This window comes from Nonomuraea sp. NPDC050643, assembly GCF_040654715.1.
In the GTDB taxonomy this organism is placed as follows: domain Bacteria; phylum Actinomycetota; class Actinomycetes; order Streptosporangiales; family Streptosporangiaceae; genus Nonomuraea.
The window spans coordinates 208,154-228,589 of sequence record NZ_JBFAIM010000006.1 but is presented as its reverse complement, the minus strand read 5'-3'; the positions used below and the strand labels follow the sequence as shown (position 1 = coordinate 228,589).

The following is a 20,436-nucleotide window of genomic DNA, read 5'->3' as shown; positions in this document are numbered from 1 at the left end:
GGCTCCCCTCCCGACCCCCGATGGGTCGAGAGAAGACCAGCCCCGGGCGTCTGTCAAGCCTGCGCGACGCTCTCGACGCCGCGATCCAGCCGCAGGCCGCGCGTCTCCCTGAACGACCTCAGCACCACGACCAGCGACACCACCGCCACGGCCACCATGTAGAAGGCCGGGGCGATCGCGTTGCCCGACGCCGACACCAGGCCGGTCGCCACGAACGGGGCCGTGCCGCCGAACAGCACGTACGCGGCCGTGTAGCCGATGGCCGACCCGCTGGCCCGCACCTTGGCCGGGAACATCTCCACCAGCGCCGGCACGTTCGAGGTGCCGATCACCGACACCAGCATCGCCAGCAGCGACGTGCCCACCATGGCCCCGGCCAGGCCCGAGCCCATCAGCCAGAACGCCGGCAGCGGGAGCAGCACGAACCCCGCGCAGGCGATGATCAGCATGGGCCGCCGTCCGTAACGGTCGCTGGCCGCCGCCGCGAACAGGCAGGCGACGCTGTAGGCCAGCATCGACACGACATTCGTGAGCTGGGCCTGGCTCTTGGAGTAGCCGAGCTGCTCCGACATGTAGGCGATCATGTAGCTGCTCATCAGGTAGTACCCGACGGCGTTGGTAATGCTGTAGCCGAACAGCGTGGCGATCTGCCGGCCGCAGCGGCGCACGGCCTCACGCAGCGGCGCCTGCTCCACCGCGTCGTGCCGCTCCAGCGACCGGAACACGGGCGTGTCCTCGACCTTGGAGCGCAGGTAGAGCCCGATCAGCCCGAGCGGCGCGGCCAGCAGGAACGGGATGCGCCAGCCCCAGCTCTGCAGCGCCTCGGCCGACACCGACGAGGTGATCAGGAAGCCGACCCCGGAGCCCGCCACGCTGGCCAGGCCCACGGTCACCGGTACGGCGGCGGCGAAGCGGGCCCTGCGGCCCTCGGGGGAGTATTCGACGATGAACGCCGACGCGCCCGTGTACTCGCCGCCCGTGGAGAAGCCCTGGGCACAGCGCAGCAGGAACAGCAGGATCGGGGCCGCCATGCCCCACGAGGCGTAGGTGGGCAGGACGCCGATGAGGAACGTGGCGCCGCTCATGGTGAGGATCGTCAGGGCCAGCATGCGGTTGCGGCCGAGGCGGTCGCCGTACCGGCCGAAGAAGGCCGCGCCGAGCGGGCGGGCGATGAAACCGCCGGCGAAGATCGCCCAGGTGGCGAGCAGCGCGGCCGTCTTGTCGTAGTCGGGGAAGAAGAGCGCGGCGATCGTCGCGGACATCACCGCGTACGCCGCCGAGTCGAACCACTCGACGAAGTTGCCGATCGCGGAGGCCAGGGTGACCTTGCGCCGGACGGCCGCCGACGCCTCGGGCGCCGAATCCTTTTGGGGGGTCATGCTCGCTCCTTACGTGATGTGCCGCTCGCGAGGTCTTACTTGGTGTGGCGCTCGCGGAGCCGCGCGCGCTGGATCTTCCCGGTCGCCGATCGGGGCAGGTCGTCGACGAACTCGATCTCCCGTGGGTAGGCGAAACGCGAATGCGCGCTCTTCGCGAACTCGCGGATCTCCCGTGCCAGCTCCTCGCCGGGCCGATGACCGGGAGCGAGCAGGACCCATGCCTTGACGGCCTGGCCGCGTACGGGGTCCGGCACCCCGGCCACGCCCACGTCGGCGACGGCGGGGTGGGCGCGCAGCGCGCCCTCGATCTCGTCGGGGCCGACCCGGTAGCCGGAGGTCTTGATCACGTCGTCGACGCGGCCGAGGAACCAGTAGTAGCCGTCCTCGTCCACACGGGCGTGGTCCTTGGTGTGGAACCACTCGCCGCCGAACACCTCGCGGGTGGCCTCGGGGCGGTTCCAGTAGCCGAGCGGGAACTGCGGGTTGCTCCGCGCCCGCAGGCAGATCTCGCCGACCTCGCCCCTCGGGACCGGCCGCTCCGCCTCGTCCAGCAAAGCCACGTCCCAGCCGGGCAGCGGGCGCCCCATGGAGCCCTCCTTGACCGGCGTGCCGGGGAAGTTCCCGACCAGCGGGTACGACTCCGTCGAGCCGTAGTAGTCGAGCAGCGTGACCCCGAACTGGTCGCGGAACCAGCCGATCAGGTCGGCGGTGAGCGGCTCGTTGGCGCAGCAGATCGTACGGAAGCGCTGCGGGTGGCGGCTGCCCGCGTCCGGCACCCGCTCGCGCATCTTGCGCAGGAACGTGGGGTTGACCAGCCCGGTCGTGACCCCGTTGCGCGCCATGCCGGCCAGCAGCCCCTCGGGGTCGAACCCGGCGGCGGGACGGTAGACGTAGTGCGTGGCCCCGGCCCGCAGCGGGCCCATGAGCTTGGCCATCGACCAGGCCCACTCCCCCGCGCCGTAGAAGACGTCGCCGGGGCGCAGGCCGTGGCAGACCTCGAACTCGTTGTGGCCGAGCAGCGTGCGGTGCGCGTGCACGATGCCCTTGGCGGGGCCGGTCGTGCCGGAGGTGTAGAAGATCAGTGCGGGGTCGTCGGCGGCGGTGTCGGCGTCGGCGAACTCCGGCGCGAGCCGACCGATCGCCGGGTCGTCCACGTCGACCACGATGCCCTCGTAGCCGCCCGCCCTGCGTACCGCGCCGGCCTCGGTGACCAGCACCGACGTGCCCGAGTCGGCCAGGCGGTAGGCGATCTGGTCGTCGGCCCACAGCGGGGACATGGTGACGAGCACGGCCCCGGTGCGCAGGACGCCGAGATAGGTGGCGGGCGTGTCGGTGCGCTGCGGCAGCATGACCGCGACGCGGTCGCCGGGCCGGACGCCCGCCCCGTACAGGCAGGCCGCGAGCTGGCGGGACCTGTCCTGGATCTGACCCCAGCGGATCTCCTCGTGGGCGCCGGTGTGGTCCTCGAAGATCAGGGCCAGGCCCTCGCGCGGGTGGCGGTCGGCCACGTCCACGGCCATGTTGTAGCGCTCGGGAACGCTCCATCCGATCATCGGGCGCGCTCCTTCAGGAACCGGGCCATCTCGCGCTGCGGCTCGCCGGAGGCGTACGCGGCGGCGTGCACCTTCTTGGCCGCGGCCACCGAGTCGGCCAGGGCCTGACCCTCCAGCTCCCGCAGCCGGCCCTTCGTCAGCGCCACCGCGCCGGGGGGCAGCGCGGCCAGCTCCTTGGCCTGCGCGACCGCGGCGGTCAGCACGTCCCGCTCGCCCACGAGCCTGGTCAGCAGGCCGAGCCGCTCCGCCTCGGCCCCGTACACGAGCCGGCCGGTCAGTGCGAACTCGGTCGTCCTGGCGCGGCCGAGCACGTTCCACATGGCCCAGATGCCGGTGATGCTCGGGATGCCCGACAGCACCTCGGGCTGGCCCATCCGGACGCCCGCGTGGCCGATGCGCAGGTCGGCCAGCAGCGCGAACTGGAACCCCGACCCGGCCGCCACCCCGTTCACCGCCGCCACGACCGGCTTGTCGAGGTCGAGCACCGCCCGGTAGAGCCGGTCGAAGCCGTCGATCCAGGCGTCGGAGGCGGCGTGGTCGCCGGGGTCGATCGTGGCCGTCTCACCGAGGTCCTGGCCCGCGCAGAAGGCCCGCCCGGCCCCCGTGAGGACGACCGCCCCCACCTCGGGGTCCTCTCCGGCCGTGCGCAGCAGCTCGATGAGCCGCTCGCGCATGCCGGCGGTCCAGGCGTTCAGCTTCTCCGGCCGGTTCAAGGTGATCACCGCGACGGGTCCGTCACGGTCCAGCAGCACAGTCACAAGCGTCCTTTCGCAGGTCAATGGGCTTTCCGGGATACAACCAGGTGGCACGGGGCGGTGGCCAACATCAATGTCGACCCTTGGCGATACCAGAGCGATATGGTGAGGCCGATGGAGCTACGCCACCTGCGTTATTTCGTGGCCGTGGCCGAGGAGCTGCACTTCGGCCGGGCCGCCGAACGGCTGCACATGGCGCAGCCGCCGCTCTCCCAGCGCATCCGCGACCTGGAGCGGGAGCTGGGCGTCCGGCTGTTCGACCGCAACCCGCACCGCGTCACGCTCACCGAGGCCGGCGCGCTGCTGCTGGAGCACGCCCGCGGGGTGCTCGAACGCGCCGACGCCGCCCGCGAGGCCATGCGCCGCATCCGCCCGGGAGCGTCGGGGGTGCTGCGGGCGGGCGTGCCACCGGACACGACGCCGATGGCGCTGCGGACGCTGGTGGCCACGTTCACCGAGCGGGTCCCCGACGTGCTGCTGGAGCTGCACGAGCTGACCACGGCCAGCCAGCTCGCCAAGCTGCGCGCGGAGGAGCTGGACGCGGGCCTGGTCCGGCACCCGTGCGACACGGTGGGGCTGGAGTCGAGCCCGGTCGTGCACCGCCGGCTGGGCGTGGTGCTGCCCGCCGGCCACCGGGCCGCCCGGCAGGACGAGGTACGCCTGCGCACGCTCGACGGCTCGGCACTGGTGATCTTCCCGCGCGAGATGGCGCCCCGGCTCTACGACCACATGCTGGAGGCGTGCCGCGACAACGGCTTCCTGCCCAGCGCGATCCGGCACGCCCGCAACCCGCACTTCGTGCACGGCCTGGTCATGTCGGGCCTGGGCACGCACCTGAACGAGGAACCCTACGACGAGCTGCCCGCCGGCCTGGTCTGGCGGCCGATCGACGAGCCCCGGCTGACCTGGTCGACCTCGGCGGTGTGGCTGCCGGTGCAGGGCGGCGAGGTGGTGACCGCCTTCTCCGAGGCGGCCCTGGCCGGCCTGCGCGAGGTCGGCCACGTGTGACGGGCCTGCCGTCTTCTGCCGATTCCTGATCCGGGTCATCCGGACGGCGCTCTCCCGCGAACCAGGTGCGAACGGCGGTTGTCAAAACCGTTGGAACGGTCCTTGCCATGGGCCGGCACCCAGGGGAACGCACCGGGGGCGGTGCGTAAAGGGGGATGAATGAACATCGGCGCGAGATCGCGGCGGCCTGCTCGGGCCGGCGCTCGACGGGGGACGGCGAGGGCGCTCGCCACGGCCGTCCTGGCACTGACGACCTGCGCGACGGGCCAGGCCGTCGCCCCGGCACCGGCCCAGGCGACGGTCACGGCCACCTCGGCCACCTCGGTCACTTCAATGGACTCGACCACCTCAATGAGCTCGGCCATCTCGATGAGCTCGGCCACCGCCGGTAAGCCGGTCGACTGCCGGCGGGCCAAGTGCGTGGCGCTCACCTTCGACGACGGCCCCGGCGTCTACACGGACGCGCTGCTGCGCCACCTGGCGGCGTACCGGGCCAGGGCGACGTTCTTCGTCGTGGGCCGTAACGTCGCCGCCAATCCCGGCATCCTGCGCAGGACGTACGCGGCCGGGCACGAGATCGGCAGCCACACCTGGTCGCACCCCGACCTGACGAGGTTGTCGGCCCTCGGGGTGCGGTCGGAGCTGGCCCGCGCCGACCGGGCGATCCGGGCGGCCATCGGCATCACGCCGAAGCTCGTCCGGCCGCCGTACGGGGCGCTCAACGCGGCCGTACGGTCCCAGACCGCGCGCCCGATGGTGCTCTGGAGCGTCGACACCCTGGACTGGCGCTTCCGCAACAGCGCCAGGGTGATCCGCAAGACCACCGCCTCGGTACGCCCGGGCAGCGTCATCCTGTTCCACGACATCCACCCGTCGACGGTGGCCGCGATGCCGGCCCTGCTGAAGGTCCTGTCGAAGCGCGGCTACACGTTCGTCACCGTCAGCCAGTTGTACGGCGGCCGGCCGCCACGGCTCGTCTACTGAGACCCCGGCCCGCCGGATCCGAATTTCTGTCACGTCCGCTGAACCCCGATCGGGCACCCCCCGTATCTGTCGGTGTGAGCGGTGATCGCGCATGAACCCCGACACGGAAGGAAGCGGCACCGGCAGCAGGGACACCGCGCAGGCCGGCCGGCCCGGCCTGCGCGGGCTGCGGGCATCGGTGTTCGCCATCGTGTGCGTGCTCGCCGCGCTCTCCATGCACGTGCTGGCCGGAGGCCCGATCGCGGGCCTCGGGACCGTCGCGGCGGCGACCGTGGCGACGGGGGCGGGCGCGTTCGTGCTGGCCCGCCGCCGCCGTTCCCTCGGTACGCTGCTCGCCGCCTCCTTCGCGGCCCAGTACGGGATGCACCAGCTCTTCACCGCCGGCACCGGCTCCTTCACCGGCCACCACGGCACCGAGCTCTCCACCGGCGCCGGGATGCTGCTGGCGCACGCCGTCGTGGCGATGCTGTCGGCGTGGTGGCTCGACCGCGGCGAGACGGCACTGGCCACGCTGCTGCTGTTGCTGGCCACCTCACTGCGCGTCCTCTGGCGGCTGCTGACCGCACCGCCTCCCCTGACTTCCCCGCGCCCGGCGCCCATCGCGGCCCAGGCGCCCGGCATCCTCTTCTCCCAGGTACTGGCCTGGACGCTGTGCCGCAGGGGACCACCTCTTCGGGGCCAGGGAACCGACTGACGCCCCATCGCTTCCGTGACCGCGGCGCCGGCACTCGCACCGGCACACCGGCCACGGCTCCGCCTCTTCTGCGCGCCGGCTGACGCGCACGCTCGTGGAGCCTCCTGGGCACGCCGCCCGAACTGGCGTACCCGTCGGCCTTCCCGGGCGTGTGATCGAACAGGCGTACCCGCAGATCTTCCGAGGTGCGCCGCCGCACGCGCGCACCCGCGGATCCCCTTCACCGCGCCCTCAACCGGCGCACCCCGCAGATCCCGTCGCCTTCGGCGCGCCAGCCAACCTGTGCGCGCCAGCGGATCGGAGTCCCCCATGACCTCTGTCGAAGCGCGCCCGCAAGTAGCCGCGCCCCTCACCCCCGCACCCGCCTCCTCCTCCCAGCGCTACCGGGCCATCTGGCGCTGGCACTTCTACGCCGGTGTCTTCGTCGCCCCCGTGCTGCTCGTCCTCGCCATCACCGGCTCCATCTACCTGTTCAAGGAACCGTTCGAGGAGTGGCGCTACCAGGACGTGCGCGTGCTCGCCGAGCCCGTGGCCGCGGCGCGCCCGCTCTCGGACCAGATCGCCGCCGCCCAGCGCACCCACCCCGGCGCGGGCGTCATGTCCGTCATTCCGCCCACGTCCGCCGAACGTACGACCCGGGTGATCCTCCAGGGCGCCGACGCCGGCCCCTGGGCGCAGGGCATCTCCGTCTACGTCAACCCCGGGACGGCCACCGTGGTCGGGGAGATCGACGACGGGGCCACGTTCATGCGCGTGGTGCGGACCATCCACGGCGAGCTCATGTCGGGCACGGTCGGCGACCGGGTCGTGGAGATCGCGGCGTGCTGGGCGCTGATCCTCATCGCCACCGGCTCGTACCTGTGGTGGAGCGGGCGGCGTACCCGCAAGAAGGTCGTCCGGTCGGGTCGCGGGCGGCTGCGGCGACTGCACATCCTGACCGGGCTCGGCGGGGGCACGGTGGTGGTGTTCCTGGTGATCTCGGGCCTGCCGTGGTCGGGCGTGTGGGGGGACGGGCTGCAGCGGATCCAGGCCGGCACCGGCTCCACCACGCCGAACGCGAGCGACTTCCCGAACACCTCGACGCCGCCGCTGTCGGGGGACCTGTCCACGCACCCGGACGCGAAGGTACCCTGGGCGGCCGAGCGGCTGCCGGTGCCCGACTCCCAGGACGAGCACGCCGGGCACGGTGGCGGCTCCGGCGTGCTGCAGCCCGGCGCCCTGTCCATCGAGAACGCCCTGGCCGTCGCCAAACCTGCGATCAGGGCCTGCCCGGCCGCCGAGTGCGACGTCAAGGTGCTGCTTCCCGACGGGCCCACCGGGGTCTACACGATCGTGACCGACCCCCGCCGTGACCCGGCGAACTCGCAGACGCTGCACGTCGACCAGTACAGCGGGCGGGTGCTCGTGTCGTATGGCTGGGCCGAGTACGGCGTGCTGGCCAAGGCGGTCGAACAGGGCATCGCCCTGCACGAGGGCCGCCGCTACGGGACCGCCAACCTGATCGTGATGCTGGGGGCCTGCCTGGCCTTGATCACGCTGGTGGTCACCGGGGTCTGGATGTGGTGGAAGCGCCGCCCCCGCGGCCGGGTCGGGGCTCCCGCCCGTACGACGAACCGGCGCACGACGTACGGGGTGATCGCCATCATGGCGGTGCTGGGGGTGCTGTTCCCCTTGGCGGGCATCACGATGGCGGTGGCGCTACTGCTGGACCGGTTCGTCCTACGCCGAATCCCGGCGGTCGCCCGAGTCTTCGGCTGACCCCTGCCCTTGAGCCGACACCCGACCCCGGGGCCGGCACCTGAACCCCGGGCTGACACCTGACCCCCTGAGCCGGCCCCTGACCTCTGTGGCCCGGCCACACCTCTGTGGCCGGGCCCCACCTCGGTGGCCCCGGGTCGCGGCTCCCCTGGCCGGGCCGCGGCTCCGTGACCGGACCCCACCTCTGTGGCCGGGTCGTGGCTCGTCTCGGGGTCAGCGGGGCGGGCCGAGGCTCCAGGTGCGGGCCGTCTGGTCGCGGCCGGCGCTGACGGCGATCGGCCGGCCGTCGAGCAGGCCGATCGCCACCGACCACACGCAGTCGGTGTGCCCCGTGTACGGCGTACCGAGCGGTTTCCTGGTCCGCAGGTCCCACACCCGCGCCGTGGTGTCCTCGCTGCCCGTGACCGCGATCGGGACGTCCCCCAGGTTGCTGATCGCCACCGCCCACACCCAGCCCGTGTGGCCGGTGAGCGGGGGGCCGGCCGACTTCCTGGTGGTCAGGTCCCACACGCGCACGGTCATGTCCTCGCCGCCGGTGATCGCCACGGGCACGCCGTCCAGGTTGCCCAGGGCGACCGAACGTACCCAGCCGGCGTGCCCGGTCATCGGCGCGCCGAGCTGCTTCCCGGTCGTCAGGTCCCACACCCGTACGGTCCCGTCGTCCCCGGCGGTGACCGCGATGGCCGTACCGCCGACCTGCCCGGCCGCCACCGCCCACACCGCGCCCTTGTGCCCGGTCAGTGGCGGGCCGGCCGAGCGGCCGGTCCGCAGGTCCCACACCCGGGCGGTGCCGTCGGCGGAGGCGGTCACGGCGACGTGCCGGCCACCGATGCGGCCGGTCGCCACTCCCTTGACGTCCCCTTTGTGACCGGTCAGCGTGCGGGCCTGCCCGGTGCGCAGGTCCCAGACGCGGGCGGTGTCGTCGTCGCTCGCGGTCACCGCGACGGGCCGGCCGTCGAGCTGGTCGAGGGCCACCGCTCTGATCCACTCTGTGTGCCCGGTGAGCGGCGCGCCGATCTGCCGGGACGTACGCAGGTCCCACAGGCGGGCGGTCTCGTCATCGGAACCGGTCAGGGCGACGGGCACCCCGTCGAACGTCCCGACGGCCACCGACCGTACGTCATTGCCATGCCCCGCCAACGGCGTCCCGACCACCGCCCCCAACGTCGGCCCGGCCACGGGCACCGGCTCCACCTTCTGCGCCCGCGACCCCATGACCACCACCAAAACCACCACCAGGACGCACACCGCCACCCCACCCGCCACCAACGCCCGCCCCGGCACCCCCCACCACCACCAACGCACCCACCCCCCAACCCGGTTGCCCACCGACGCCCCGGAACCCACCAAGGTCACAGACGGGCGCACGAACGGGGACACGGACGGGGGCACAGACGAGCGCACAGACGAGGGCACCGTACCCACCTCCCCCTCCAACCCCACCCCAGCCCCGGACACGAATCCGGACGCGGGCGCGGGCGCAGGCGCGGGCGTGGGCTCGGACGCAGGCGTGGGCGTGGATCCGGCCCAAGGCGCGATCGCCGACCCGACTCCGGGCGCTGACCCGGATGCGGACTCGGACCCGGACGCCGACCCGAACTCGGGGGCGGGCGCAGGGGCGAACGTGGACGCAGGCACGGGCGGGGACGCGAACCCCGACACGGGCGAGGACGAGGGTGTGGGTGTGGGTGCGGGTGTGAGTGTGGGTGCGAGCGTGGGCGGGGACGCGAGCCACGACGCGGGTGTGGGTGGGAGTTCGAGTGTGGGGGCCGGTAGTGGTGTGGGCGAGGTTGCCGGTGGAGGCGCGGCGGTGGTTGAGGGCGGGGTGGGGTGGCCGGTCAGGGTGCGGGCGAGGTCGTCGGCCGTGGGGCGGCGGGTGGGGTTCTTGGCCAGGCAGGCGACCACCAGGGACCGCAGGCCCTCCGGTACGCCGGACACGTCGGGTTCGTCGTACAGGAGCGCCCGCAGCACGGCCGCCACCGAGTCACCCGCGAACGCCCGCCGCCCGGTGGCCGCGAACACCATCGTGGCGCCCCAGCTGAACACGTCCGCCGCCGGCCCGACAGGATCCATGCTGACCTGCTCCGGCGCCATGTACCCCGGCGTGCCCAGCGCCCCCGTCTGGGTGACGGCGTGGTCGAGGGCGCGGGAGATGCCGAAGTCGATCACCACCGGCCCCTCGGGCCCCAGGATGACGTTGCCCGGTTTCAGGTCGCGGTGCACGACCCCGGCGCGGTGGATCGCGGCCAGCGCGGTCGCCGTCGCCACCGCGAGCCGCTCCAGCCCGCCCCCGGTACGCGGCCCGTCCCGCCGCACGACCCGCTCCAGGGAATCGCCGCGGACATATTCGCTCACAATGTACGGCCGATCGTCGTACATCCCCATGTCGAGCACCCGCGCCGTACAGAAAGGAGCGACCCGGCGCGCCAATTCGACCTGACGGAAGAACCTACGGCGCGCCTCGGGATCCTCCGACATCCTGGCGTGCAGAACCTTGATCGCGACCTCGTGCCCGGACGGGTCCAGGCCCAGGTAGACCGTCCCTTGCCCGCCCTCCCCCAGGAACCCCGTGAGCCGGTGACCGGCGATCCGCCCGAGGTCGCCTCCCGGACGTGACAATGCACACCTCTTCACTCAGCAGGAGCCTCAGCACTGGATACTACGATTCACCGCACCCCACCGGATTACCCGAAAAGGCGATATCGACGAGCACGAGTGACATTTCAGAGAAACGTCATCAGGAATTCACCGAAGGTAGTCCTGGCACTACCCCCAAGAGGGGTCGCACCACGATCGAGATCCGCCTGCCGGACCGCGACCGTGGAGGGCATGAAACTCATAGCGACCGGTGTGCTGCTCGGGGCGCTGGCGATCGTGCCCACGGCTCAGGCGGAGACCGCCCCCGGCTGGGGCGCGTGCCAGGGCGCCGAGCGGCCGAAGGACCTGCAGTGCGCCTCCATCGACGTCCCCCTCGACTGGGCGAGGCCGGACGGGCGCGCGATCACGCTGCGGATCGCCCGGCTGCCCGCCACCGGCGACAGCCAGGGCACGGTGTTCAGCATCCCCGGCGGCCCCGGCGGGTCGGGGATCGACGATCTCACGTTCTACCGCGCGAGCTTCGCCAAGCTCCGGGAGCGATTCGACGTGGTCAGCCTCGAACCGCGCAACGCCACCACGTACGGCAGGCTGCCGCGGAAGTGCTTCGCCACGGGGCCGTGGCTGACCCGGCCCGGCAGCCCGGCCGAGTACGCCAGGCTGGGCGCCACCGTACGGGCGAGCGCGCAGACGTGCCGGAAGATCGATCCCGGGTTCGCCGACCATCTCGACTCGGCCTCCGTGGCCCGCGACATCGAGGCGATCCGCGCCGCCATCGGCGAGGAGCGGCTCGGCTTCATCGCCACCTCCTACGGCGGCGTCCCGGCCGTCGCCTACGCGCGGCTGTTCCCCCAGCGGGTCAGGGCCATGTACCTCGACGGCGCGGTCAACCAGCTCCGCGACGCGACGGCCGACGCCCGGACGCGCTACGGCACCTATGTGGCGCAGTTCGAGCGGTTCGTGACGTGGTGCGCGTCGGTGGCGGACGTGTGCGGCAAGGACGTGGCCGCGCGCTGGCGCGGGCTGGTGGCCGCCGCCGACCGTAAGCCGCTCCCGGTCAAGGGCGAGTCCGTCACCTACAGCGGGTTCGATTTGCAGGTCGCCGCGATGCCCAACCTGATCGGGCCCGGCCCGGCACCCGCCCTGCCGCGCTGGAGGCAGCTCGCCGAGGCCATCAGGCAGGCCGAGGGCGGCGACGCCGGCGGGTTCGCCGCGTACGTCAAGGCCGGGATCGGCAGCCTCAAGCCGCCGTCGTTCGTCGGCATGAACCTCACGATGTGCGCCGACGGGCTGCGCTTCCGCGACTACCGCGAATACCGGGCGATCAGGGCGCTGGGCGAGCGCGTCTCGCCGGACCTCCCCGGCGCGGGGCTGTGGCACCGCCTCGGCTGCACCGGCTGGCCGGCGCCGGTGGCCAACCCGCCCGCCGCGCTGCCCGCGAAGGGCCTCCCGCCGTTCCTGGGCGCGGGCACGTACATCGACTACGACGACACGGCCGACCTCGTACGCCGGGTGCCGGGGTCGGCGATGGTCCGCTACGACGGGCACGGCCACGGCCTCTACCTCACGGGCAACGCCTGCGCCATCGAGCACGCGAACGCGTACCTGACCGACCTGACCCTGCCCCCGCCCGGCACCACCTGCCGCCCGGCCCGGTGACGTCGGGCCCGCCCCCGGCGGGGGGGGCGGGCCCGGCGTATCGGGTCAGGTCAGCAGGCCCGCCAGGGCCAGCGCGGGCTCCGGGTGGTCGGCCAGCAGCGCGCCCACCTCCCGGTACGAGGCCCCGCCCGCCGAAGGAGCACGCCACTCCCCTTCGCACCCGAGCAGCCCGGCCACCGCGTCGCACGCGGCCGGGTTCGCCATGAGCAGCTCGGCCACCGGCCCGGACGCCACCGGCGCGGCGGACGCGGCGGCGGGCTTGGGCCGGGCCGTCCATGGCGGCACCCACGAGTCCACGGCGGTCAGCGACCCGGGGAACGTGCGCCCGGCCTCGCGTACGAGCACCGGCATCAGCTCTCCGGCGCCGTCGCGCAGCATCGTGATCAGCTTGGGCAGCCACGGCAGCAGCACGCTGTCGGGCAGCCGCCCGAACGCCTTGGAGATCACCTCCACCCCGAACCCCGCCAGGGCGGGTACGGGCTCCATGGCCTGGACGAAGCCGATGATGTACTGCGGGAACGACGGGACGACCAGCGGGTTGGCCAGCAGTTCGTCGCACCGCGCCCGCAGCTCGGCCAGCGGCAGCAGCCCGAGCTGGTGGCGGGCCGCCCACAGCAGCGCCACCTTCGACGGCGCCTCCGGGTGCGACTGCTGCACGGACAGCTCGAGCTGGGCCCGGTCGCAGCCCAGCGCCAGCGCCAGGCTCTCCATGGAGAACAGGAACCCCAGCATGGCGGCCACCTGCCGCACGCCGGTCTCCTCGTCCACGAAGGAGGTCGGCAGCAGCGTGCAGTAGTGCGCGTAACCGCTGGTCGCGAAGTCCTCGACCCAGGACGGCAGCTCCGGCTCGGTGGCCCGGTAGTGGGCCAGCAGCCGCCGGATCCGGCGCAGCACCTCCGGCGCGCCGTCCACCGTGCGCTCGGCCGCGAGCAGCTCGACCGCCCGCGCCCCCAGCTCGTCGGCGAACCGGCGGCTGCCCAGGAAGAGGATGGAGTCCTCGACCGCCGCCAGCGCGAGGGCCGCGGTGGCGTTGGGGGCCCACACCGAGCGCCGCAGCCGCTGCTCCAGCACCTGCTCGATGGTGACGCCCTCGTAGCCGAGCTCGATGATGGAGCGCTGGTATTTGCCGAACGCCAGGTCCCAGCTCTCCTGGATCGAGCGCTCACCCAGCCGGCGCTCACCCATGATGGGCCGCACCGCGTCGGACGGCAGCAGGTAACGCAGCATCCACAGCAGGTCGGAGCAGGGCACCAGGTGCGGCTCGGCGTTGAGGTCGAGCAGCGCCCGCTGGATCGTGCGCTTCTCCAGGTCGAGGCCGAGCGGCGCGAGCCGGTCGTAGACGTTCCTGGCCAGCGGCGGCAGCGCGTCGTAGCCGACCTCGCCGACGCGGTCGCCGCCGAGCAGGATCTCGCACAGCCGCCGCACGTCGCGCCGCCCCGGCACGATGTCCTTCTCGATGCAGGTGACGGCCGCGTCCTGAAAGTCGTACGGGGTGGGCCTGGCCCGGTTGCGCATCCCCGCGAGCAGGATCGACGTCTCGTAGACCGCGATCGCGTCGGCGGTGCTGGCCAGGTAGCCGTTGCGGCGGGCCAGCCGGACGATGTCGACGCACCAGCCGAGCAGCTCGGCCTGGTCGAGCTCGTCGAGCGTGGGCGGGCTGGACAGGAACCCGGTCAGCTTGTCGGCCACCTCGCCCCGCGGCACCGGCGCGGGCAGCTTGGCGGCCCGCTTGCGGGCCCCCTTCTGGCCTTCGAGCTGGAACGGGGTCAGCCTGCCGCGCGTGAGCGCCTTGGCCCACGTCGCCGCCGCGATCGACACCGAGCCGGAGGCCAGCCCGAACTGGGCCTCGATGGCCGAGTGGCTGGACGGGATGAGGCCGTACAGCCATGTCGTGGCCGTGCGCGGGCTGATCTCGTAGGGGGCCGTGGAGCCCAGGCCGAACTGCTCGACGCGGCTGGCGGCGTGGAAAGCGCCGCACACGTAGAGGCAGTCGGCCGGGTCGGCCTCCGAGGTGGCCAGGTGCTCGCGCATCCTCGTCCACATGTAGCGCTCGCGGTCCTCGTCCACGGCCAGCCGGTCGCCGTCGGGGCCGAGCCGGCGGAACAGGCTGCCGATCAGCACCATGACCTGGCGGTAGGTGTCGTAGTCGGCCCCGGACAGCGGCTGCTCGACGTATTGGTCCCACCACTCCGACCAGTGGCGCACCTTGCCGTGGTGCAGCAGGTGCTCCTCCAGCTCGGCGAAGCGGGGGCGCAGGTCGCCGATCTCGAGGCCGACCGCGTCGCCGTGCAGGCCGGCCTCCTGCTCCTTGGGCTGCTCCTTGGGGTCTTTGGACTCGCTCTCCTCCTTGGGCATCCACTGGAAGACGTGGTCGGTCGAGCGGTCCACCAGCACCAGCTCGACGCCGGGGGTCTCGAGCGCGTAGGCGATGGCCTGGTATTCGGCCGACGCCTCCGTGATGGGCGCGACCACGCTCAGCGGCGCCCACGTCTTCGGGAAGCCGTCGAGGCCGGTCGCGAACGCCTGCACCGCGACCGGCAGCCGGCAGTTGCGCAGCTCGGTCAGCAGTGGCTGCAGGTCCTCGCACAGCTCCAGATAGATGACCTTCGGCTGCTTCTCCCGCAGCCTGCGGACCATCGCCAGCGCGGAGGCCGGCGAGTGGTGGCAGACGGGGAAGATCTCCAGCTCCTCGCGCAGCGCCCGGTCCACGTCGTCCACCAGGCCCGACAGGATGCCGGAGACGGCGACGGGGCTGCCGGCGAACTTCTCGGCGGCGTCGAGGAGCTGCCCGCGGAGCGAGCCGAAGGGGCTCGTCTGGTCGATCATGAGAGCGTGGCGATGGCCTCGCGGCCGCCCTCGAGGAACTCCGGCCACTCGCCGCCGTCCTTCTTGCTGCGGGGTTCGACCACGCCGTGCCAGTACTTGTTCAGGATGGCGAGATCCTCGGGGCTGCGCCGGGCCAGCGAGCCCACCAGCGACCCGGCGAGCGTCTGCGCGCGCAGCACGCGGTCGCCGAAGAACTGGCTGTGCAGGATGGCGTCCTCGAGCACGCCGATCTGCTCGGCCGTGGACAGCGCCGACTCCAGCTTCTCGTCGTCGCTGGTGGCCGAGGCAGCCGCCGTGCGCAGGTCGGCGAAGCTCTGCAGCAGGATGTCGAGCAGCGTGGGCGGCAGGTCGAGCTCGATCTGGTGCCGGCGCAGCAGCTCTTCGGTGCGGAAGCGGACGATCTCCGCCTCACTCTTCTTGTTCGTCACGACCGGGATGCGGACGAAGTTGAAGCGGCGCTTGAGGGCCGACGACAGGTCGTTGACGCCCCGGTCGCGGCTGTTGGCGGTGGCGATGATGGAGAAGCCGGGCTGGGCGAAGACGATGTTGTCGTCGTCGAGCTCGGGGATGGAGACGTATTTCTCCGACAGGATCGAGATGAGCGCGTCCTGGACGTCGCTGGTGGATCGGGTCAGCTCCTCGAACCGGCCGATCACGCCCTGCTCCATGGCCGTCATGATCGGCGAGGGGATCATCGACTGGCGGGACTGGCCCTTGGCGATGACCATGGAGACGTTCCACGAGTATTTGATGTGGTCTTCCGTGGTGCCGGCGGTGCCCTGGACCACGAGTGTGGAGTTGCGGGAGATGGCCGCGGACAGCAGCTCGGCCAGCCAGCTCTTGCCGGTGCCCGGGTCGCCGATCAGCAGCAGGCCCCGGTCGGAGGCCAGGGTCACGATGGCGCGCTCGACGAAGCTCCGGTCGCCGAACCACTTCTGCGGGATCTCCCGGTCGAGGCCGTCGGAGCGCTCGGAGCCGAGGATGAACAGCCGGATCATGCGAGGGCTGAGCCGCCACGAGAACGGCTTGGGACTGGTGTCGACCGACTCCAGCCAGTCGAGCTCCTCGGCGTACTTCACCTCGGCGGGGGCGCGCAGCATGTCGTCACTCATTCGCGGGTCTCCTAGGTCAGGAAGTTCTTGAGCTCGAAGACGAGCTTGTGGATGTGGCCTGAGATCACCGGGGTGCCCAGGTCCTTGAATTTCTTGCGGAACCAGGGTTCGACACTCTGGACTACCGAGCTGTTGACCGAGCCGACGGGGATGAACTTCACGCCGGAGCGGTGGACGGACTCGATGCCGTCGTAGAGCGGCTGGGAGCGGTCGAACTCGTAGAAGTCGGAGATCCACACCATCACGGTGTTGCGCGGATCGCTGATCTTCGGGCGGGCCATGGCCATCGCCACCGGCCCGTCGTTGCCGCCGCCGAGCTTGGTGCGCAGCAGCACCTCGAACGGGTCGTGCACCCACGGGGTCAGGTCGATGGCCCGGGTGTCGTAGGCGATCAGGTGCACGTCGACCTTGGGCAGCCCGGCGAAGATCGAGGCCAGGATGGTGCAGTTGACCATCGAGTCGGTCATCGAGCCCGACTGGTCGACGACCACGATCAGGCGGGCCGGGGTGGTGCGGTGGGCCGTCTGCTTGTAGAAGAGCCGGTCGACGTAGAGCCGCTCGTCTTCAGGGCTCCAGTTGGTGAGGTTCTTCCAGATCGTCCGCTCGACGTCGAGGTTGCGGAAGACCCGCTTCGGCGGCACCGACCGGTCGATGACGCCCGCGCTGGTCTTCTCCACCTGCGTGCGCAGCACCTCGGCGACCTCGTCGACGTATTTGCGGATCAGCGCCTTGGCGTTGGCCAGCGCGACGCCCGACAGGTTGGCCTTGTCGCGCAGGAGCTGCTCGATCAGCGACATGCTGGGCGTGAGCTGCTTGGCCAGCACCGGGTCGGCGAGCACCTCGCGCAGGCGCATGCGCTTGACCAGGTCGCCCTCCAGACCGGCGAGCACCTTGGCCAGCTCTCCGCCGCCCGGGCTGTGGCGCAGCTCGCCGGGCCCGCAGCCCATGCCCCGCTCGAACCAGGCCGCGTCCTGCTTCCAGCTCTCGAGCTGGGCGGCGGTGACGTTGCCCGTGCCCGTGGAGAACACATTGAGCAGCAGCTTGGAGACCAGGGCGGCGCGGCGGACCTCGTCGCCCTGCTCGTGCTCCTTCTCCGCCATCAGGTCCTGGAACTCGGTGGCCAGGTCGGGGAAGCGCTGCACCAGGTTGTCGACGGACACGCCGGGGTCGAGCAGCGCGGGCGGCAGGCCGAGGTCGCCGACGATGCCCATGCTGGAGTTTTCCAGCGCGGGCTGCTCGTCGGCGCCGAACAGGCGCGACAGCAGCCGCCAGTAGAGCACCTGCCGCCGGCTCTGGTCGGCGCTCTGGCTCACGTCGGCGCGATCGCTCGCGCCGGCGCTCTGCGAGGCTTCGGTTGTCTCGGTCATTTCCGCAGCAGCCGTCCCGCCCGCTCGCGCAGCACGGCGACCACGTCACCGGCCTTGGCCTCGGCCTTGACCGCCTTGGGGTCGGTGGGGCCCATCGCCCAGTCGCCGTTGTGCACGACGACGGGCTTCTTCTTGACCGTCGCCTGCACGGCGATCGGCTGCAGCAGCCACTGCCCGGCGTCCCAGCGCAGCAGCCCGATGCAGGCCGAGGAGTCGCCCACCAGCCCGGACGTGAGCGGGCCGCAGGACGGCAGCCGGTCGAGGTCGAGCCGGAGGGTGTTGCCGCCCAGCTCGACCGTCCGGCCGTTGACCTGGTATCCCTCCAGGAGGACGGGCTCGGCGACGCGGACGGGATGGCGGTCGAGCGGGTTGACCGGCGGCGCCGTCGCGGCGGCGAGCTGGACGCGCGCCACGGCGAACGGGTCGGCCTCCTCCCCCGCCCGCGCCCGGTCGTCGTGCCAGAGCAGGTCGCCGCCGGGCAGCAGCGGCATGTCCGTGATCTCCACGCTGCGATGGCCGGCCAGCGCGCTCAGCAGCACGGGATGGCCGCCCAGCAGCCGCCACAGGGTCGGGCCGACGATCGTGTCGACCTTGGCGGCGGCCACGCTCGCGCGGACGAGCCGCGACGGCCCCCCTCCGACGGGCTCGAACACGGCGTGGACCTGGACGCGGACCACGGTCGCGTGCTCGTGCACGTCGGTCCCGAGGATCAGCAGCCGGCCCGAGACCTGCTCGGCGCCGTCGTTCCACGGGCCCCGCTGGGACAGCAGGAGCGCCCGTGTCCACAGGTCGGCCCACCTCCGGGCGGGCAGGATCTCCATCGTGGCCACCGGGGACGAGGCCCGCAGCTCGGCCGCGAGGCCGTCGAGCAGCACCGCCAGCCCGCGCAGCTCCGGCACGGTCAGCAGCGCCTCGATCGTCTGGTCGGCGGAGGAGACAAGGTCGTGGTCGACCCCGCGCCAGCCGACGATGGCCAGCTCGCGCAGCCAGATGCGGCAGCCCGCGAGCATGTTGGCGGCCACCTCGGTGCGGCCCTGCGGTGGCTGCCAGGCGGCGCGTGTGCGGCCCAGCGCCGTGTCGAGGCGGGTGAGCAGGGCGTCGTGCACCGCGCCGAACAGCGCGGCCCGGCCGCCGGCCAGCGCCGCCAGGTGCTCGTCACCGACGGATCCGGCGCTCACCTTCTCCACGGCCTCGCTCACGCGATCGCCGATGGGGCTGGCCGCCAGCGCGCCCGCCACGGCGGCCAGCGCCGCGGCCGACTCCTCGCCGACCCGGGCGAACCCGTAGGCGAGCGCGTCGTCGAACGCCGTCACCAGGCCGAGCGCCTCGTCGCTCCCCGGGGGCACGCCCCCGAGCAACTCCCCGAGCTGTACGTCGAGCATCAGCGCGCCACCTCCATCGCCGGGAACCAGTGCAGCTCGGTCAGCGGCTCGGTGCTGTCGGGCACCTCCAGGTAGGCCAGGTGGCGCAGGAACCGGCTGAACACGACGGCCGCCGGCGTGCGCTCGACGTGCGCGTCCAGCGCGTTGATCAGGTCACCGTTCTCGGGGACCTCGACCCGCAGGTAGCGGGCCACCCGGTCGAGCCCGTACTGCAGGATCGCCTCGTCGGCCAGCAGGCGAATGTGCTTGCACGCGTAGCCGTGCAGCGCGCCGCACGGCCGGTTGTTGTTGGTGCTGCAGCTCAGCGCGTGACCACCGGCGGTGATCGACGAGACGTAGACCCGCTCGATGTCGGACCCGCTCGACACGACGCCCTGCAGCCGGCCGTCCGCCAGCTCGACGAAGGGCACTTTCGCTAGTTTGCGTGGTTCGATGGGCGGCACCACCTGGATCACGCTGCGCTGCTCCCACGCGGTTGTGTCCGCGTCCACGGCCTCAGAACCTCCCGCCCCGGCCGGCTCGCGGGCGTAGGCGGAATGCCCGCGCCTTCGCGAACGGCTGATCAATGATCCGGGAACTTACCGGAGCCCACCGACAGAACGGAGCTAAACGATCAAAGCCCGGCAGGACACCTGGCCAAGGATGATTGTCGATAATATTGTCAACGCCGTACGCCGTAAGGAGGGGTTTCGTGACCGCAGAGTCTCCGCTGGAAGAGTCGCTGACCGACCGCGTCAGGGCGGTCATACTCACCGGGGACTTCGTGCCCAACCAGCGACTGGTCGAGGCCGACGTGTGCGAGCAGTTCGGCGCCACCCGGGCCGCCGTGCGCGAGACGTTCAAGGAGCTCGCCGGGGAGGGACTGGTCGAGATCCTGCGCAACAAGGGGGCGCGCGTCCGGGCCATCTCCAAGGCGGAGGCCATCGAGATCACCGAGGTCCGGATGGTGCTGGAGGGCCTGTCGGCCGCCAAGGCCGCCGAGCGGGTCACCCCCGCCCAGGCCGACGAGCTCCGCGAGATCATCGCGGCCATGCGCGACGCCGTGAAGGCCAACGACCTCGACCGCTATTCGGAGCTCAACGCCGCCCTGCACGCCAAGATCCGCGAGATCGCCGGCCACCGGACGTCGGCGTCGATCATCGAGCGGCTGGGGGCGCAGGTGGTGCGGCACAAGTTCCGCCTGGCCCGGCAGGCGGGGCGGGCCGGGGTGTCGTTGCCGCAGCACGAGCTGATCGTGGCCGCCATCGTCGCCCGCGACCCGGAGGCGGCCCAGACGGCCATGCAGCAGCACCTGCGCAGCGTCGCCAAGGCTCTGGAGGCCACCCCCGACTGACCTCGACCGTCGACGGTCCCGCCCGGGCGAG

General features: G+C 72.3%; 16 protein-coding genes. 6 read left to right on the top strand and 10 right to left on the bottom strand.

Translation table 11 applies throughout. From position 1 onward, the window contains the following. Positions 1–53 precede the first annotated feature (53 nt). Genes AB0I15_RS10330 through AB0I15_RS10320 form a run of 3 tightly spaced genes read right to left on the bottom strand, consistent with a single transcriptional unit; the run spans position 54 to position 3,690 of the window. Positions 54–1,379, bottom strand: coding sequence for an MFS transporter (locus tag AB0I15_RS10330; protein ID WP_358092598.1), 1,326 nt, complete (start codon positions 1,377–1,379; stop codon positions 54–56). Positions 1,380–1,414: 35 nt separating this feature from the next. Beyond that, positions 1,415–2,932 carry an AMP-binding protein gene (locus AB0I15_RS10325; protein ID WP_358092595.1) on the bottom strand — a complete coding sequence of 506 codons (1,518 nt, stop codon included), beginning with the start codon at positions 2,930–2,932 and terminating at the stop codon, positions 1,415–1,417. Beyond that, positions 2,929–3,690 carry an enoyl-CoA hydratase/isomerase family protein gene (locus AB0I15_RS10320; protein ID WP_358092592.1) on the bottom strand — a complete coding sequence of 254 codons (762 nt, stop codon included), beginning with the start codon at positions 3,688–3,690 and terminating at the stop codon, positions 2,929–2,931. Before AB0I15_RS10320 ends, AB0I15_RS10325 begins: the two co-directional genes overlap by 4 nt. A 111-nt stretch (positions 3,691–3,801) precedes the next feature. Between AB0I15_RS10320 and AB0I15_RS10315 the strand changes: the two genes are divergently transcribed. Then, complete coding sequence (locus AB0I15_RS10315; RefSeq protein ID WP_358092589.1) at positions 3,802–4,695, top strand: LysR substrate-binding domain-containing protein; 894 nt, start codon at positions 3,802–3,804, stop codon at positions 4,693–4,695. A gap of 35 nt (positions 4,696–4,730) precedes the next feature. Here the strand turns inward: AB0I15_RS10315 and AB0I15_RS10310 are convergent, their stop codons facing one another. Next, the gene (locus AB0I15_RS10310; RefSeq protein ID WP_358092587.1) at positions 4,731–5,078 is read right to left on the bottom strand and encodes a hypothetical protein; all 348 of its coding nucleotides are present in this window, start codon (positions 5,076–5,078) and stop codon (positions 4,731–4,733) included. Between AB0I15_RS10310 and AB0I15_RS10305 the strand changes: the two genes are divergently transcribed. The 3 genes from AB0I15_RS10305 to AB0I15_RS10295 all read left to right on the top strand — a co-directional run bounded on the left by AB0I15_RS10305 (position 5,065) and on the right by AB0I15_RS10295 (position 8,131). Continuing rightward, positions 5,065–5,679 carry a polysaccharide deacetylase family protein gene (locus AB0I15_RS10305; RefSeq protein WP_358092584.1) on the top strand — a complete coding sequence of 205 codons (615 nt, stop codon included), beginning with the start codon at positions 5,065–5,067 and terminating at the stop codon, positions 5,677–5,679. The two genes, AB0I15_RS10310 and AB0I15_RS10305, sit on opposite strands and share 14 nt — an antisense overlap. Positions 5,680–5,770: 91 nt before the next feature. After that, positions 5,771–6,373 (top strand): hypothetical protein, encoded by a 603-nt coding sequence (locus AB0I15_RS10300; protein ID WP_358092581.1) that lies wholly within the window; start codon positions 5,771–5,773, stop codon positions 6,371–6,373. A gap of 309 nt (positions 6,374–6,682) precedes the next feature. Then, positions 6,683–8,131, top strand: a complete 1,449-nt coding sequence (locus AB0I15_RS10295) for a PepSY domain-containing protein (protein ID WP_358092578.1) — start codon at positions 6,683–6,685, stop codon at positions 8,129–8,131. Between the two features lie 213 nt (positions 8,132–8,344). Here AB0I15_RS10295 and AB0I15_RS10290 read toward each other — a convergent pair whose 3' ends face one another. Further along, a complete protein-coding gene (locus AB0I15_RS10290; protein ID WP_358092575.1) occupies positions 8,345–10,750 on the bottom strand; it encodes a serine/threonine-protein kinase in 2,406 nt (801 codons plus the stop codon). A gap of 210 nt (positions 10,751–10,960) precedes the next feature. On the opposite strand from AB0I15_RS10290, the gene AB0I15_RS10285 reads away from it, so the two are divergent. Then, complete coding sequence (locus AB0I15_RS10285) at positions 10,961–12,385, top strand: alpha/beta hydrolase (protein ID WP_358092572.1); 1,425 nt, start codon at positions 10,961–10,963, stop codon at positions 12,383–12,385. A 45-nt stretch (positions 12,386–12,430) separates the two neighbouring features. Here the strand turns inward: AB0I15_RS10285 and AB0I15_RS10280 are convergent, their stop codons facing one another. From AB0I15_RS10280 to AB0I15_RS10260, 5 genes are read right to left on the bottom strand one after another with little or no spacing between them, the layout of a single operon-like run. Further along, on the bottom strand, positions 12,431–15,211 hold the full coding sequence (locus AB0I15_RS10280; protein ID WP_358092569.1) for a DUF5682 family protein: 2,781 nt from the start codon (positions 15,209–15,211) through the stop codon (positions 12,431–12,433). Beyond that, positions 15,208–16,323, bottom strand: coding sequence for an AAA family ATPase (locus AB0I15_RS10275; RefSeq protein WP_358092566.1), 1,116 nt, complete (start codon positions 16,321–16,323; stop codon positions 15,208–15,210). The genes AB0I15_RS10280 and AB0I15_RS10275 overlap by 4 nt, the downstream gene beginning before the upstream one ends. 11 nt (positions 16,324–16,334) lie before the next feature. Next, complete coding sequence (locus tag AB0I15_RS10270; protein WP_358092563.1) at positions 16,335–17,690, bottom strand: VWA domain-containing protein; 1,356 nt, start codon at positions 17,688–17,690, stop codon at positions 16,335–16,337. After that, positions 17,687–19,072, bottom strand: coding sequence for a hypothetical protein (locus AB0I15_RS10265; RefSeq protein ID WP_358092560.1), 1,386 nt, complete (start codon positions 19,070–19,072; stop codon positions 17,687–17,689). Before AB0I15_RS10265 ends, AB0I15_RS10270 begins: the two co-directional genes overlap by 4 nt. Continuing rightward, on the bottom strand, positions 19,072–19,563 hold the full coding sequence (locus AB0I15_RS10260; protein ID WP_358092558.1) for a hypothetical protein: 492 nt from the start codon (positions 19,561–19,563) through the stop codon (positions 19,072–19,074). Before AB0I15_RS10260 ends, AB0I15_RS10265 begins: the two co-directional genes overlap by 1 nt. Before the next feature lie 200 nt (positions 19,564–19,763). On the opposite strand from AB0I15_RS10260, the gene AB0I15_RS10255 reads away from it, so the two are divergent. Beyond that, a complete protein-coding gene (locus AB0I15_RS10255; protein ID WP_358092555.1) occupies positions 19,764–20,405 on the top strand; it encodes a GntR family transcriptional regulator in 642 nt (213 codons plus the stop codon). The last annotated feature ends 31 nt before the right edge of the window (positions 20,406–20,436 follow it).